A 15,133-nucleotide genomic window follows, 5' to 3' on the forward strand; every position below is an offset into this window, starting at 1 on the left:
ATGAGCGCGCCCCGCCTGCACCGTCTTGCTGACTTCATCGGCGCCCTGGGAACCCTGGTCGATCAGACCACGGACGAAGAGCTGATCGTCGCCGGGGGCGGACGGCTGCTGGCGGGGCTGATCGCTCGCGACGACTGGCTGCCCGACGCCTATGCGCAGCCGCATCCGGCCCGCTACCAGCAGTATCTACTGCATTGCGACAGCCGCGAGCGGTTCAGCGTGGTCAGCTTCGTCTGGGGTCCGGGCCAGGCCACGCCGGTCCACGACCACACCGTCTGGGGCCTGGTCGGGGTGCTGCGCGGGGCCGAGCTGTCGCAGCGCTTTGAGCACCGGGGCGGGGCCTTCGCGTCGACCGGACCGGTCCACCGCCTGGGGCGCGGCGAGGTCGAGGCCGTGTCGCCGAAGGTGGGCGACGTCCACCAGGTGACCAACGCCTTTGACGACCGGGTGTCGATCAGCATCCACGTCTATGGGGCCAATATCGGCGCCGTGCAGCGCGCCACCTACGACACCGACGGGCGACCCAAGCGGTTCGTCTCCGGCTACGCCAACGACACCCTGCCCAACCTCTGGGACCGCTCCAAGCTGCTGACCGAGGCCGCGTCATGACCCTGCCCACCGTCACCCCGCGCGAGGTCCGCCAGGACTGGATCGCCCGCCGCGAGATCGCCCTGCTGGATCTGCGCGAGGAAGACCCCTTCGCCCGCAGCCATCCGCTGTTCGCCTCGCAGCTGCCCTTGAGCCGGCTGGAGCTGGAGATCCTCGACCGCGTGCCGAGGAAGGACACCAAGATCGTCCTCTACGACAATGGCAAAGGCCTGGTCTCGCCGGCTGGCAAGCGACTGGCGGCGCTGGGCTACACCCAGGTTCGCGCGCTGGCGGGTGGGCTCGAAGGCTGGAAGGCGGCCGGCTACGAGCTGTTCCAGGACGTCAATTCCTACAGCAAGGCGTTCGGCGAACTGGTCGAGGCGCGGCGGCACACCCCGTCCCTGCCCGCCCCCGACGTCCAGAAGCTGATCGACGCCAAGGCCGACCACGTGATCCTCGATAGCCGCCGCTTCGAGGAATACGCCACCATGAGCATCCCCGGCGGGATCAGCACGCCCGGCGCCGAGCTGGTGCTGCGCGCCCGGCAGATCGCGCCGGATCCCGCCACCACCATCATCGTCAATTGCGCGGGCCGCACCCGCAGCCTGATCGGCGCCCAGTCTCTGGTCAACGCCGGCGTGCCCAACCCGGTCTTCGCCCTGCGCAACGGCACCATCGGCTGGACCGTGGCCCAGCAGACCCTGGAGCACGGCCAGAGCCGCAAGTTCCCGCCCGTCACTGATCAGACCCTGGACGAGGCCCGCGCCAAGGCCCGCGACGTCGCCTACCGGGCCGGCGTGCGCCGCATCGACGCCGAGGGGCTGATCGATTTGGCCACCGAACGCAAGCGCACCCTTTACCGCTTCGACGTCCGCACGCCCGAGGAATATGCCGCAGGCCACCTGCCCGGATACCGCAGCGCGCCAGGCGGTCAGCTGGTGCAGGAGACCGACGTCTTCGCGCCCGTCCGAGGCGCCCGCATCGTGCTGGCCGACGACCTGGGCCCCCGCGCCGACATGAGCGCTTCCTGGCTCTCTCAGCTGGGCTGGGACGTCTATGTGCTGGACGGCGGTTTCGACGGCGCGCTGGAGACCGGAGTTTGGGCGCCGACCTCGCCGACCCTGCCGATCGTCGAGACCCTCAGCCCCGACGACCTGGCCGTGGCGCTGGGCGACGCCGCTGTCGTGGTGCTGGACCTCGCGCCTAGCCCCCTGCATCGCAAGGGCCACGTGCCTGGCGCCTGGTTCGCCATCCGCGCCCGGCTGGCCGAGGCCTTCGAGCGTATCCCGGAGGGCCTGCCCATCGTCCTGACCTCGCCCGACGGCCGCCTGGCGACCCTGGCGGCGGCCGAGGTCGAGGAGATCTCCGACCGCCCGGTGCGGGTGCTGGAGGGCGGAACCCAGGCCTGGGCCGCCTCTGGCCGCCGCCTCGACACCGGCCTGGTGCGCGCCGCCTCGGATCCGGAGGACGTCTACAAGCGCCCCTATGAGGGCGCCGATCATGCTCTCGAAGCCATGCAGGCCTATCTCGACTGGGAATATGGCCTGGTCGATCAGCTGGCCCGCGACGGCTCGCACGGCTTCTTCGTGATCTGAGGCCGAGATCCCATGCCCTCCAAGACCTCCCTCAAGCTCTATTTCGCCCCTGGCTCCTCGGCCTTCGCGCCGCTGATCGCGCTGGAGGAGATCGGCGTCGCCTATCACGCCCATCGCGTCGATCTGGCGACCGGCGAACAGCGCCAGCCGGCCTATCTGAAGGTCAATCCGCGCGGCCGGGTGCCGACCCTGGCGGTCGATGGCGAGCCGGTCACCGAAGTGCTGGCCATCCTCACCTACCTGGCCCAGGCCTATCCCCACAGCGAGCTGCTGCCCCTGGCCGACCCGCTGAAACTGGCCCACGCCTATGAGGTGATGAGCTGGTTCGCCAGCACCGTGCACGTCGCCTTCGCCCAGACGACCCGCCCCGAGCGCTTTGCCGACGACGAGACCGTCAAGGCCGCCCTGGCCACCCCCGGCGAGGCCCGCTTCCACCGCACCCTGAGCGATATCGAGCGTCTGGCCCAGGGCCCCGGCCCGTGGCTGCTGGGCGACAGCTTCAGCGCCGTCGACGCCTACGCCCTGGTGATCTGGCGCTGGGCCCAGCGGCGGTCGATCGACACGTCCGCCTATCCCGCCTGGAGCGCCAAGGCCGCCCGCGCCCTGGCCCGCCCGTCGGTCAAGCGCGCCCTGCAGCGCGAAGCCGCCGCCAAGGTCGCCGCCTGATGAGCACCCCTGATCCAACCCTTGAGAAAGCCTCGCTTTTCTAGCCCACGCCCTTCCCTACAGTTTCACCACACAAAACCGGAGCCTCCCCATGCCCGTCGAATTCATCGGCTATATCGGCACCCAGCATCAGTCCGAGATCCACCCGGCCAGCGGCCCGGTCATCGACCGCGACTATGTCGAGGCCGTCGCCCGCGCCCATGACGAAGGCGGCTTTGACCGCGCCCTGGTCGCCTTCGGTTCCACCTCGCCGGAAAGCCAGCTGGTTGTCGCCCACGCCGCCTCGGTCACCAAGCGCTGGGCTTCATGATCGCCCACCGCCCCGGTTTCACCGCCCCCACCGTCGCCGCCCGCCAGTTGGCCACCCTGGACCAGTTCACCGGCGGTCGCGTCGCCGTGCACATCATCACCGGTGGCTCGGACGACGAGCTGGCCAAGGACGGCGACCACCTGACCAAGGACGAGCGCTACGCCCGCACCAGCGAATATCTCGACATCGTCCGCCAGGAATGGACCAGCGAAAAGCCGTTCGACTACAAGGGCGACTACTACAATGTCGTCCAGGCGTTCGGCGCGGTGAAGCCGCTGCAAAAGCCGCACATCCCGGTCTATTTCGGCGGCTCGTCCGACGCCGCCATCCCGGTGGCCGGCAAGCACGCCGACATCTTCGCCCTGTGGGGCGAAACGCAAGCCCAGGTCGCCGAGACCATCGCCCGCGTGCGCCACGCCGCCGCCAAGCATGGCCGCCAGGTGAAGTTCTCGCTGTCGCTGCGCCCGGTGATCGCCGAGACGGAAGAGGCCGCCTGGGCCAAGGCCGACGACATCGCCGCCCAGGCCAAGGCCCTGCGCGAAAAGGCCGGCCTGCCAACCTCGGGCCATACGCCGCCCAACGCCGGCTCCCAACGCCTGCTCGACGCCGCCAAGCAGGGCACGCGCCTGGACAAGCGCCTGTGGACCGGAGTCGCCGCCGTCACAGGCGCGGCCGGCAACTCCACCGGCCTGGTCGGAACGCCCGAGCAAGTGGCCGAGGCCCTGCTCGACTATTACGACCTGGGGGTCACCACCTTCCTGATCCGCGGCTTCGATCCTCTGAACGACGCCGTCGCCTATGGCCGCGACCTGATCCCTCTGGTCCGCGGGCTGGTCGCCGAGCGTGACGCCCAGCCGGCCGCCGCGGCGGGCTAGGACGATGGCGTTCGACGCGGATCCGCGCTGGCTGGGCGACGCCGCTTGGCCGGCTCACGCTTGGCCGATTGATGCATCGCCCGGCGCGGAACCGCCTTACAGCCTTCACGCGCCGCCGGTTTGCCCGGCGGCGTTCAAGGACGCCTTGGCCCAACTGGCCAGCGGCGTCGCGATCGTCTCGTGCTGGGATGGAAGCGCCCCGCGCGGCCTGCTGGTCAGCTCGATCACCGGCCTGTCGGTGGATCCGCCGCGCTTTCTGTTCTGCCTGCGCAAGCAAGCCTCCAGCCACGACGCCCTGCTCCGGGCGAGATGCTGCGGCGTGGCGGTGCTGGCGGAAGACGACGAGGCCGAGGCCCTGCGCTTCTCGACGCCAGGCCTGAGCCAGGAGCGGTTTGAGCCGGGCCGCTGGGACCTCACGCCCGACGCGGCGCCCGCCTACCAGGGCGGGCTGTCGACGACGGCCTGCGTCATCGACCACAGGATCGAGACCGGAACCCATACGGTGTTCATCGTGTCGGCGATCGCCGTCCGATCGACGCCGGGGCGGCCATTGATCGTCCACGCCCGGACATTTCAGCGCCTGGGCCTCGCCGCCTCGTCCCCAAAGGGCCTGTAGAGCATTTTTCGAGAAAAATGGTTCCGGTTCGCGTGAAGAAAAATGCGTCAAAACAAAAGATTAGAGCTCACGGCCTGACGCAGTCAGGTCGGGAAATGCTCTAGTCGCCCGCCCGCTGCAGCTTGCCGGCTCGCGTGAGCTGCCGGATAAACCCGTCGATGACCCCGACCGCGCCCATCGGACCGCCCAGGGGCGGGCGAAAACCAGTGCTCTCGATGAACTGCAGACCGATCTCGCGGTCCGACCGCCAGACCTGCCGCGTCAGATGGGCCAGGCGCGTGCCGGGATCCACCATGAACAGCCCATCCTGGCTGGGCACGCCGCTCGCCAGCGCTACCCGGGCGCCGCCTGCCGCCACGTCGATGAGATTGCACTTCCAAGCCGCCTTGCCGTCGGCAAGGTAAACCTTCCGCGTCGTGGGACTGCGCGGATAGCCGCGCTGGTCGCTGAAACCGGGGCCGCTGGTGCTCTGCATGACCCGGAGCCTAACGTCTCAAGGTTAATGGCTCGCTGCCGTCGTGGCGCTTCGTGGCGAGGACTACTCCTGGATCGCGGCCAGCCGAGAGGTCGTCACCCAAGCCAAGCCATCAGGTTCAAAACGTGTCGTGTTGCCGACGGACGCGGCGCCAGAGATGCTTGTCTCGATCAGTCGCGAACCAAAGCCGCGTCGGGTCGGCGCCTGAACGGGCGGCCCGCCGTGCTCCTTCCATTTCAGAACGAACTGCGCCTCCGTCCCCTCGCCCATGATCGACCAAACAATATCGACATATCCCGTCGCGGTGGACAGCGCCCCGTACTTGGCCGCATTGGTGCAAAGCTCGTGGAGCGCCATCGAAAGCCCCACCGCAGCCCGCGCCGAGATGAGCATGTCGGGGCCCCCTGCATGGATTTGCCCCTCCGCCGAGTCATGCACGCAGGTCGCGGCCTCCACGATCGCGGAGATCGGCGCGGCCGCCCAATTGCTGCTGGTCAGGATGTTGTGCGCGCGGCCCAACGACACCAGCCGGTCCTCGATTGTGCGCTGGGCTTCGAGCGGCGTTGTTACGGTGCGCAAGGACTGGCGAACGATGGCCTGTACCAGCGAAAGCGTGTTCTTGACGCGATGCTCAAGCTCACGGGTCAACATTTGGCGATCGTGTTCGGCGGAGGTCTCGCTGATTTCCAACGCCTCCTGGGCCAAGCGGTATTCTGTCCGGTCCCGCAGGATCTTGAGAAATCCAACGGCGACGTCCGCGTCTCCGCGCAGCGGCATCATTTCGCCGCTGGCAAAGAACCTCGAGCCGTCCTTGCGCAGGTGCCAACGCTCGTCGGACCCTCGACCATGGGCTAGCGCGTCGCCCATCTCGCGCTCGGGGACATGCGCCGCGCGGTCCTCGGGCGTGAAGAAGTCATCGCACGGCCGCCCGCACATCTCCTCTTCGCTCCAACCGAGAATGTTGGCGGCGCCGGCGTTCCAGCTCGTTACCCAGCCCTGGAGGTCCATGGTGATGATGCCGTAGTCGAGCGCGCTTTCCAGGATCTGCCTGTGACGTTCGTCGCTCAACCGCTTCTGGGCCAGCGCCTTGCGCAGTTCCAATTGGGCCATGACTTGGCGCGCCAGGGTTTTCAGGGCGAAAATCTGCTTGTCGTCGAGCTGGCGCGGCTGGTCGTCCAGAACGCAGAGCGTGCCCAACGGCAGGCCCTCGGGCGTCTCCAGGGGCGCGCCGGCATAGAAGCGCAGGTTGGGCGCGCCGGTCACCAAGGGGTTGTTGGCGAACCGCTGATCTGACGTGGCGTCTTCAACGACGAACACCTCACGCTGTTCGATGGCGTGGGCGCAGAAGGCGACCTCACGGGGGATCTCGGCGGCGTCGAGCCCGATGGCCGACTTAAACCACTGGCGGCGATCATCGACCAGGCTGATCAAGGCCATAGGGACATCGCAGATCTGAGCCGCGACCTTGATCAAGTCATCGAACTCCCCCTCGGCGGGGGTGTCCATGATCGCGTAGCTGGCGAGCGCCGCGAGGCGATCGGCTTCGCGCCAGCCCGGGTTCTGGAGATCGGCGAGCGAGTTCATCGAGCACCCATAGATCTTTGGCGCGGCAAAGCCCAGCGTCGCACAATGTCATGCCAAGGCGCTCGTAGTCGCTGGGGGGGGCCAATTCCACGCGGACGAGTTAGGGCGCTGAAATCCCTCGACCGCGCATTTTGCGAAGGTGGGCGCCCACCTTGAGACCGGCCCGTGATGGCCGATCCAACCTGAAGGTGGCGCGCGAGAACCGCTCGGATATCCTCTACTCGGCGGATCTGGTCCGAGGCCGGCGAGCCCCGGCCGTCAAGGGGCGGCTCTCCACCAAACAGGCGGTCGCGCTCCTGCTCAAGGGGTCTGGCGTCGGCTACCGGGGCGCCGCAGACGGCGTCTTCGTGCTTTTCGAACTGCCCAGGCGAGACATCGCAGACCCGGGCGACGGCGCGATCTCGGAAGTGCTGGTGCTTGGCCGACGCAGCCAGAACGCCGACATCCGGCGCACCCAGAATGACATTCAACCGTACACGGTCGCGGGACCGCGCGAACTGGCGGTCGCGGCGCAGGACAATGTCGACCAGTACCTGCGCGAGCGGCTGCCGGCCAACGGCCGGGTGTTTTCGCCGGGTCAGATGGTGAACAACACCGGTGCGCCAAACTCGGCGATCGACCTGCGCGGCGTCGGCCTGCAGAGAACCCTGGTGCTGGTCGACGGGCGTCGCCTGCCCAACCTGCCGACCCAGATGACCGGATTGGAACAGAGCGACGTCAACGCCATCCCGCTCGGCGCGCTCGAGTAGATCGAGACCCTGACCGCAACGGCCGGCGGCATCCACGGCCACACGCGCCTCGAAGCCCGTCTGGGCTTCACGCCCGACCATGGGCGCACGGATGTGATGCTGTCCGCTTCCTACTCCGCCGCCGAGCGGCTCACCGTGCTGAGCCGCGCCGATGCCGCGATCGGCGCCAACCCACGACCGGCGCGCGCCTCGCTCGGCCAGGCCCCACGCCTCCATGGGCCAGCCAGCCGCCAGCAAAGGCGCTGGGAGCGGGCATGGCAGGGCTTTCGCCTTGGCAGGAACGCAAGGTCCTGCATCATGTAGGCGCCCAGCTTGGCAGGCCGATCAGCAATCGAGCCCTGGCGGGACTAACCGGCCTCAGCGTCGGGCATTTTTCGCGTCGCTTCCGGGCCAGCTTCGGCGTGGGGCCGCGAGAGTACGTGATGCCAAGTCGCCTGGAATACGCCAAGACCCTTGTGCGCCGGACCCGCTGTCCATTGTGCGAGATCGCCTTGGCCAGCAGCTTCTGCGACCAATCCCACATGCCACGCGCCTTCCGCGCGGTGCTCGACACGACACCCGCCCGGTGGCGACGCCAGGACGTCTCAAATCCTGCGCCCTGGAGCATTTTTCGAGCGAAGTGCTTCCGGTTCGCGTGAAGGAAAATGCGTCAAAACAGAAGATTAGAGCTCACGGCCTGACGCAGTCAGGTCGGGAAATGCTCTAGCTCGGACCGCTGCAGTCATGATCCGCATCTGGAGCGGCGGGCGAGCGGCGCTCCAGCCTTCGACGAACAGCTATTCGCCCATGAACCGGTAGCCGATGCCGGCCTCGGTGAGGATGATCCGGGGGTGGGCGGGATCGGCCTCCAGCTTCTGGCGGACCTGGCCGACGAAGACCCGCAGGTACTGGGTGTCATGCATGTGGGCCGGCCCCCACACCGAGACCAGCAGTTCCTTGTGGGTCAAGACCTTGCCCTGTCCCTGGGCCAGGCGGGCCAGGACCTCGTACTCTCGCGGTGACAGCTTGACCACGTCGCCCGCCTTCTTGACCAGCCGCTTGTCGAGGTCGATCTCGACATCTCCGGCTCGATAGAGGCCGCCGTGCCCGGCCGAGCCGCGTTGGCGCAGCGCCACGCGCAGGCGGGCCAGGAACTCGCCGATGCCGAACGGCTTTTCGACATAGTCATTGGCCCCGCCGTCAAGGGCGGCGATCTTCTCGATCTCGCGGTCCCGGGCCGACAGGATCAGGATCGGCCCCTCATAAAAGGCCCGCGCGCGCAGCAAGACCTCCTTGCCATCCATGTCGGGCAGGCCAAGATCGAGCACCACGGCGTCGGGCGACAGCACGGCGATGGCGCGCAGGCCGGAATTGCCGTCGTCGGCGCGCAAAGGGTCATAGCCGGCCGCCATCAGGGCGGGTCCGAGGAAGCGGTGAATCTGGGGTTCGTCGTCGATGACCAGGATGCGTTGGCGCATGGTTTACAGAAGGTCCTTGGGCGTATGGATCGCCTTGGGCAGGCTGATCAGGATACGCGTGCCCTTGCCGTCGTGGATGGGACTGGCCGCGGCGATACGCCCATTCATGGCGTCAACGAAGCCCTTGGCGATCGACAGGCCCAGACCGACCCCGCCGGTTCGATCGGTCGGCTCCTCCATGCGGCGGAACTTCTCGAACACCCGCTCCAGCTCGCCCGGCGGAATTCCGCGGCCCTCGTCTTCGATGCTGATGACGACATTGCCTCGGTCCTCGTAAGCAGCCATCTCGATCTGAGCTCCGGCCGGGCTATAGGCGATGGCGTTCTCGAGGATGTTGACCACGACCTGTTCGAGCAGGCTGGCGTCGGCGCGGACCAGGCTGAGCTCGGCCGGAAAGTCGCGGGTCAGGGGCCGGCCGCCCAGGCGGCGGGTAACCCGCTCGGCCGCCGCGCCCAGAACGTCGCGCACGTCGATCCAGTCGTTGCGCAGGCGAAGCGCGCCGCCCTCCAGCCGGGTCATGTCCAGCAGGTTGGCGACATAGCGGTTGAGCCGCTCGGCCTCTTCGCGAATGCTGATCATCAGGTCGGCGCGGACCTCAGGCTCCAGCTTGTCGCCATAGTCGGTCAGGGTGCTCGAAGCGCCCAGCACCGTCGACAACGGCGTTCGCAGATCGTGGCTGATGGAATTGAGCAGGGCTGAGCGAAAACGATCGGCGCGCCGCAGGGTCTCGGCCTCCACGGCTTCGGCGGCGAGATCCGCACGCTCAAGCGCGACCGCGCCTTGGTCCAGCAGGCCCAGCAGCAGGCGCTCGTCATCGGACCCCAAGGCCATGGCCCCGGCCTCCACACCGGCCACGCCCGCGCGGCCGCGCATTCCGTCCAGCGCCCAGAAGGTCCATTCGGCGTGCGGCAGGGTCGAGGTGCCAAAACCCGCGACCTCGCCACGCTCCCAGGCCCAGCGCGCCGCCGCCATCGGGGCGGCGCCCAGTGGCTCCAAGGACGGCGCGCCGGCGGCGGGGAACAGGTCGCCATCCTTGGGATAGAACACGACGGCCTTGGCGCCGGCCGTGGCCGCCACCTGGTCGGCGATGGCCTGGGCGACGAGCTGACGTCCCGTCGCGCCAGACAGGGTCCGGGCCGCCGCCAGCAGGGTGGCTATGGCGGCGGCACGGCGTTGGGAGCCGCGCGCCTGGTCGCGCACCCGGCCCGCCAGGCCACCGGTCGCCAGGGCCACTGCCCAAAACACCACCAGGGTCAGGAAATCCGTCGGCGAGCCGATGGTCAGGCTGTAGCGGGGGGCCAGGAAAAGATAGTTGTAGACTAGGAAGGCGACCGTGGCCGCCGCCAGGGCAGGCCGCAAGCCGTGCATGACGCCGGCGGCCAGGACCGCGGCCAGGAAGATCATGCCCAGATCTACGCGGTCAAAAGCGGTGTCCAGACCCCAGGCCACGAGCGTCGCGAGGCCGACGAAACCCGCGCCGGTCAGATAGGCCATCGCGTCGAGCCGGCGCTTGGCCGGTCTCTCGACGGCGGCTTCGCCATGGCCATGGGCCGCCTCGGTGACGACATGGATCGCCGCGCCGCGCGCCTCGCGCAGCAGAGCCGCCGCCAAGGACCGGCCGAGCAGCTCGCTCAGCCGACTGCCGACCGACTTGCCGATGACGATCTGGGTGACGTTGTTGCGGCGAGCATAGGCCATCACCGTGGAGACGATGTCGACGCCGGTCATGACGACGGTCGATCCGCCCAGTTGCTCGGCCAGCTTCAGGGCGTCGCGTAGGCGGGTGACCGCCAGGGGCGAGGGACCGGAACGGTCGCTGCGCTCGACGTGGGTGACGGTCCACGGGGCGTCCATCATCATGTCCGACAGCCGCCGGCCGGCCCTGACCAGCGCGCTGGACATGGCGTCGCCGCCGACCAGGACCAGGATCCGCTCGCCCGCCGCCCAGGGGCCCTCGACGCCCTTCTCGCGCATGGCGGCGACCAGCTGATCGTCCACCGTCTGGGCCGCGCGCCGCAGCGCCAACTCACGCAGGGCCGTCAGGTTCTCGACCTTGAAGAAGTTCTCCGAGGCCAGGCGCGCGGTCTCTGGCACATAGACCTTGCCCGCCCCCATCCGCTCGCGCAGTTCGTCGGGGGTGATGTCGACAACCTCGATATCGTCGGCCCGCGACAGGGCGCTGTCGGGCACCGTCTCGCGCTGGCGCACGCCGGTGATGCGCTGGACGACATCGACCAGGCTTTCCAGGTGCTGGACGTTCAGGGTGGTCCAGATATCGATGCCGGCGGCCAGCAGCTCCTCGACATCCTGCCAACGCTTGGGATGGCGCGATCCCGGCGCGTTGGAGTGGGCGTATTCATCGACCAACAGCAGCTTGGGCTTGCGCGCCAGGGCCGTGTCGAGATCGAACTCTAGATGGGTCCGCCCCTTGTGCTCCAGGGGGCGCCTCGCCATGACCTCCATGCCACGCAGCAGGCTTTCGGTCTCACGGCGGCCATGGGTTTCGACCAGGCCGATCAGTACGTCCTGGCCCTCGGCCTTGCGGCGGCGGGCCGCCTTGAGCATTTCGTAGGTCTTGCCCACGCCGGGGGCCATGCCAAGAAACACCTTGAGGCGCCCCCGGCTCGCCTTGTTGGCGGCGGCCAGGAGCGCCTCTGGATCGGGCCGGTTATCCTCGGCGTGTCTAGGATCCTCAGTCGGCAAGGACTAGCCGCCTTTCGCGTCGAGCGCCCGATTGACCGCCAGGACATTGACCCGTGGCTGGCCGACAAAGCCCAGCAGCCGGCCCTGGGTGTGACCGTCGATCACGGCCTGGACCTGGGCGACGCTCAGGCCCCGCGCCTTGGCCACGCGCGGGGCCTGGAAGCGGGCATTGGCCGGTGAAATGTCCGGATCCAGGCCCGAACCCGAGGTGGTCACCGCGTCGGCGGGAATGGCCACGCCGGGGTTTTCGGCGCGCAGGGCGTCGGCGTCGGTTTTCTCGCGCGCGATCAGCTTGTCGTTCAGCGGACCCATGTTCGAGCCGCTGGAGGCCGAGGCGTCATAGCCGGCGGCCGACGGGCGGGGGTGCAGGTATTCAGGCTTGGTGAAGGCCTGGGCGATCAGGCACGAGCCCACCACGGTTCCCTTGGCGTCCTTGACCAGGCTGCCGTTGGCCTGGGCGGGAAACGCTGCTTGGGCGACCCCTGTCACCGCCAGCGGATAGGCCAGGCCCAAGAGGCCAAGGAACAGAATCGACGAGACGATGGCCGGACGAAGATGCGAAAGCATGACGGTCTTCCTTCCTACGAGGCGGCTTTGGGCGTGGCGACGGCGCGGCTGTCATAGAGCTTGCCGAAGTCGTGCTGGTCGGTGTCGATGTAACGCAGGTCGAGGGCGAGCTTGTCGTTTATGGCGTAGGCCGCGCCTAGATTCCAGGTCGTGTAGTCTCCCGAGCCCTTGTAGCTCTGGCGACCCAGCGCGCCTGAGACGCTCCATTTCTCGGCCACGGGGTAACTGCCGTTGACCTCGTAATGGGTCGCCTTGTCGGCGGCGCCGAAGCTGTCGGGGCTGTAGAACACCGCGCCGCCCAGCGAACCCTTGCCGGCCGGGATCGAGGTGGCGACCTTGAACTCGGTATTGGCGTGGTCGGCGCCCGAGGGCGCGTTGACATAGCCGTAATAGATCACGCCCGGGTCCAGGGTCGCCGGGCCCAGGGTCGGCTTGATGCCGGTATGGAGATCGATCTCGGCGTCGGTGTCGTCGCCGAAGTTGACGTTCGAGGCCCAGGTCCCGGCGTAGAACTTGCCAGCGGACAGATCGACGCCGCCGAACACCTGCGGGTTCTCGTCGGTCTGACTGACGCCCCGGAAGGCGCAGTCGGAGGCGACGCCGACATTGTAGCTGAGGGTAAAGGGCTTGGCGGCGGCGCCCTGGGCCGAGGCGGCGCCGGCCGTGAGGGCCAGGGCGCTGGCGGCGGCGATCAGGGCGGGGAAAGCAACCTTGGTCATGACGGTCGTTCTTTCAGAACAGGAAGTCGTGGTTTCAGAGGTGGGCGGCGTAAGCCACCAGGAAGACGAACCCGATCGCCAGGAAGCCAAAGATCAGGTTCCTGGCGATCGGGCCGAGCATCAGGCCCAACCCAGGCCGGAGACGATCAGGTCGATCAGCTTGATGCCGATGAACGGGGCGATCAGGCCGCCCAGGCCATAGATCAGCAGGTTGCGCGACAGCAGCTTGCCGGCCCCAATGGCCTGGTACTTGACGCCCTTCAGCGCCAGCGGGATCAGCGCCACGATCACCAGGGCGTTGAAGATCACCGCCGACAGGATGGCGCTCTGCGGGCTGTGCAGGCGCATGACGTTCAGGGCGCCCAAGGCCGGCAGGGCGACCACGAACATCGCCGGGATGATGGCGAAATACTTGGCCACGTCGTTGGCGATCGAGAAGGTGGTCAGGGCGCCGCGGGTGATCAGCATCTGCTTGCCGACCTCGACGATCTCGATGACCTTGGTCGGGTCGCTGTCGAGATCGACCATGTTGCCGGCCTCACGGGCGGCCTGGGCGCCGGTCTGCATGGCCACCCCGACGTCGGCTTGAGCCAGGGCGGGGGCGTCGTTGGCGCCGTCGCCGCACATGGCGACCAGGCGGCCCTTGGCCTGTTCGGCGCGGATCAGCCGCAGCTTGTCCTCCGGCGTAGCCTCGGCCAGGAAGTCGTCGACACCGGCCTCCGAGGCGATGGCGGCGGCGGTCACCGGGTTGTCGCCGGTGATCATCACGGTGCGGATGCCCATGCGGCGCAGGTCGGCGAAGCGCTCCTTGACGTTGGGTTTGACCACGTCCTTGAGGTGGATCACCCCGACCAGGACGCCGTTCTCGCTGACCGCCAGGGGCGTGCCGCCCGAGCGGGCGATCCGGTCAACCGCAGCGCTGACCTCGGCCGGGATCATCTTCGGATCCAGGGCGAGCGACTTGTAGACCGCGTCGACGGCGCCCTTGCGCCAGGACATGCCGCCAGCGTCCAGGCCCGATTGACGGGTCGTGGCGCTGAAGGCGATCGAGGTGGCGCCGGCCGGGGCGTCGATGACGATGCCCTGGCTGCGGCCCAGCTCGATGATCGAACGGCCTTCCGGGGTCTCGTCGGCCAGCGAGGCGTTGATCGCCGCGCGCATCGCGGCTTCGGGGCGCACGCCGGGGGCGGCGATCACCTCGGTGGCCATGCGGTTGCCAAAGGTGATGGTGCCGGTCTTGTCCAGAAGCAGGGTGTCGACGTCGCCCGCCGCTTCCACGGCGCGGCCCGAGGTGGCCAGCACATTGTGCTTCATCAGCCGGTCCATGCCGGCGATGCCGACAGCCGACAGCAGCCCGCCGATGGTCGTCGGAATGAGCGTGATGAACAGCGCGCCCAGCACCAGCGGATCCAGGGCGATGCCCGAGAACTTGCCAAGCCCCAGCAGGGTCACGACCGCGATCAGGAAGATCAGGGTCAGGCCAGCCAGCAGCACGGCCAGGGCGACCTCGTTGGGGGTCTTGCGGCGGTTGGCGCCCTCGACCATGGCGATCATGCGGTCCAGGAAGGTCGAGCCCGGCGACGAGGTGACCCGCACTTTGAGCCAGTCGGAAACGACCGTGGTGCCGCCGGTGACGGCCGAGCGGTCGCCGCCGCTTTCCCGGATGACGGGCGCGCTCTCACCGGTGATGGCCGCCTCGTTGACGCTGGCCATGCCCTCGACGATCTCGCCGTCGGTCGGCACCACGTCGCCGGCCTCGACCAGGATCAGCGACCCAACGACCAGCTTGTGGGCCGCAGTCATCACCACCGCCCCGGTCTGCTCGTCGAGCAGCTTGGCGTTGGTGGTGACGCGGGTGGCGCGCAGGCTGTCGGCGGCGGCCTTGCCGCGGCCTTCGGCCACGCTCTCGGCCAGGTTGGCGAACAGCACCGTGGCCCACAGCCAGCCGGCGATCTGGATCGCGAAGCCGGCGGGCTGGTGGCTGGCCACCGCCGCGACGGCCGAGACCGTCGACAGCAGGGCCACGATCCAGGTGGCGAAGATCACCGGGTTGCCGGCCAGCTTGCGCGGATCCAGCTTGACGAAGGCGTCCTTGGTCGCCCGTGTCAGGATGGCGGGAGACATCCCGCCGCCCAGGGCGCCGGCCTTGCGCCGGCCCTCCCCGCCCTGCGGGCTCCCCAAGGGGGTTTCAATGGTCGTCATCTCAAATCGCCTTTGCGATCAGTCGTG

General features: G+C 68.5%; 15 protein-coding genes. 8 read left to right on the top strand and 7 right to left on the bottom strand.

The features are described 5' to 3' along the window. The 6 genes from ACP694_RS00540 (at position 1) to ACP694_RS00565 (ending at position 4,650) form a co-directional block, all read left to right on the top strand. Complete coding sequence (locus ACP694_RS00540; protein WP_426009516.1) at positions 1–609, top strand: cysteine dioxygenase; 609 nt, start codon at positions 1–3, stop codon at positions 607–609. Then, positions 606–2,183: a rhodanese-like domain-containing protein gene (locus ACP694_RS00545; RefSeq protein ID WP_426009518.1), complete on the top strand. Its 1,578-nt coding sequence runs from the start codon at positions 606–608 to the stop codon at positions 2,181–2,183. Before ACP694_RS00540 ends, ACP694_RS00545 begins: the two co-directional genes overlap by 4 nt. 12 nt (positions 2,184–2,195) lie before the next feature. Next, the gene (locus ACP694_RS00550; RefSeq protein WP_426009520.1) at positions 2,196–2,849 is read left to right on the top strand and encodes a glutathione S-transferase family protein; all 654 of its coding nucleotides are present in this window, start codon (positions 2,196–2,198) and stop codon (positions 2,847–2,849) included. A gap of 91 nt (positions 2,850–2,940) precedes the next feature. After that, entirely contained in the window at positions 2,941–3,159 is a 219-nt protein-coding gene (locus ACP694_RS00555; protein ID WP_426009523.1) for a hypothetical protein, read from the top strand. Continuing rightward, positions 3,156–4,034 carry an LLM class flavin-dependent oxidoreductase gene (locus tag ACP694_RS00560; protein ID WP_426009526.1) on the top strand — a complete coding sequence of 293 codons (879 nt, stop codon included), beginning with the start codon at positions 3,156–3,158 and terminating at the stop codon, positions 4,032–4,034. The genes ACP694_RS00555 and ACP694_RS00560 overlap by 4 nt, the downstream gene beginning before the upstream one ends. Before the next feature lie 4 nt (positions 4,035–4,038). Beyond that, positions 4,039–4,650, top strand: a complete 612-nt coding sequence (locus ACP694_RS00565) for a flavin reductase family protein (protein ID WP_426009529.1) — start codon at positions 4,039–4,041, stop codon at positions 4,648–4,650. Positions 4,651–4,750: 100 nt separating this feature from the next. Here the strand turns inward: ACP694_RS00565 and ACP694_RS00570 are convergent, their stop codons facing one another. Further along, the gene (locus tag ACP694_RS00570) at positions 4,751–5,125 is read right to left on the bottom strand and encodes a PilZ domain-containing protein (RefSeq protein WP_426009532.1); all 375 of its coding nucleotides are present in this window, start codon (positions 5,123–5,125) and stop codon (positions 4,751–4,753) included. A gap of 63 nt (positions 5,126–5,188) precedes the next feature. Beyond that, positions 5,189–6,709, bottom strand: coding sequence for a sensor histidine kinase (locus tag ACP694_RS00575; protein WP_426009535.1), 1,521 nt, complete (start codon positions 6,707–6,709; stop codon positions 5,189–5,191). 152 nt (positions 6,710–6,861) lie between these two features. Between ACP694_RS00575 and ACP694_RS00580 the strand changes: the two genes are divergently transcribed. After that, positions 6,862–7,458, top strand: coding sequence for a secretin and TonB N-terminal domain-containing protein (locus ACP694_RS00580; RefSeq protein WP_426009537.1), 597 nt, complete (start codon positions 6,862–6,864; stop codon positions 7,456–7,458). A gap of 254 nt (positions 7,459–7,712) precedes the next feature. Then, entirely contained in the window at positions 7,713–8,096 is a 384-nt protein-coding gene (locus ACP694_RS00585) for a helix-turn-helix domain-containing protein (protein WP_426009540.1), read from the top strand. Positions 8,097–8,234: 138 nt separating this feature from the next. Here the strand turns inward: ACP694_RS00585 and ACP694_RS00590 are convergent, their stop codons facing one another. The 5 genes from ACP694_RS00590 to kdpB all read right to left on the bottom strand — a co-directional run bounded on the left by ACP694_RS00590 (position 8,235) and on the right by kdpB (position 15,106). Next, positions 8,235–8,915: a winged helix-turn-helix domain-containing protein gene (locus ACP694_RS00590; protein ID WP_426009543.1), complete on the bottom strand. Its 681-nt coding sequence runs from the start codon at positions 8,913–8,915 to the stop codon at positions 8,235–8,237. A 3-nt stretch (positions 8,916–8,918) separates the two neighbouring features. Continuing rightward, complete coding sequence (locus ACP694_RS00595) at positions 8,919–11,618, bottom strand: DUF4118 domain-containing protein (protein WP_426009545.1); 2,700 nt, start codon at positions 11,616–11,618, stop codon at positions 8,919–8,921. A gap of 3 nt (positions 11,619–11,621) precedes the next feature. Further along, positions 11,622–12,185 (bottom strand): potassium-transporting ATPase subunit KdpC, encoded by a 564-nt coding sequence (gene kdpC, locus ACP694_RS00600; protein WP_426009548.1) that lies wholly within the window; start codon positions 12,183–12,185, stop codon positions 11,622–11,624. A 14-nt stretch (positions 12,186–12,199) separates the two neighbouring features. After that, the gene (locus ACP694_RS00605; protein ID WP_426009551.1) at positions 12,200–12,904 is read right to left on the bottom strand and encodes a TorF family putative porin; all 705 of its coding nucleotides are present in this window, start codon (positions 12,902–12,904) and stop codon (positions 12,200–12,202) included. Positions 12,905–13,024: 120 nt separating this feature from the next. After that, positions 13,025–15,106 (bottom strand): potassium-transporting ATPase subunit KdpB, encoded by a 2,082-nt coding sequence (kdpB, locus tag ACP694_RS00610; protein ID WP_426009555.1) that lies wholly within the window; start codon positions 15,104–15,106, stop codon positions 13,025–13,027. Positions 15,107–15,133: the final 27 nt, after the last annotated feature.

This window comes from Caulobacter sp. DWR2-3-1b2 (assembly GCF_049896345.1).
GTDB lineage: Bacteria > Pseudomonadota > Alphaproteobacteria > Caulobacterales > Caulobacteraceae > Caulobacter.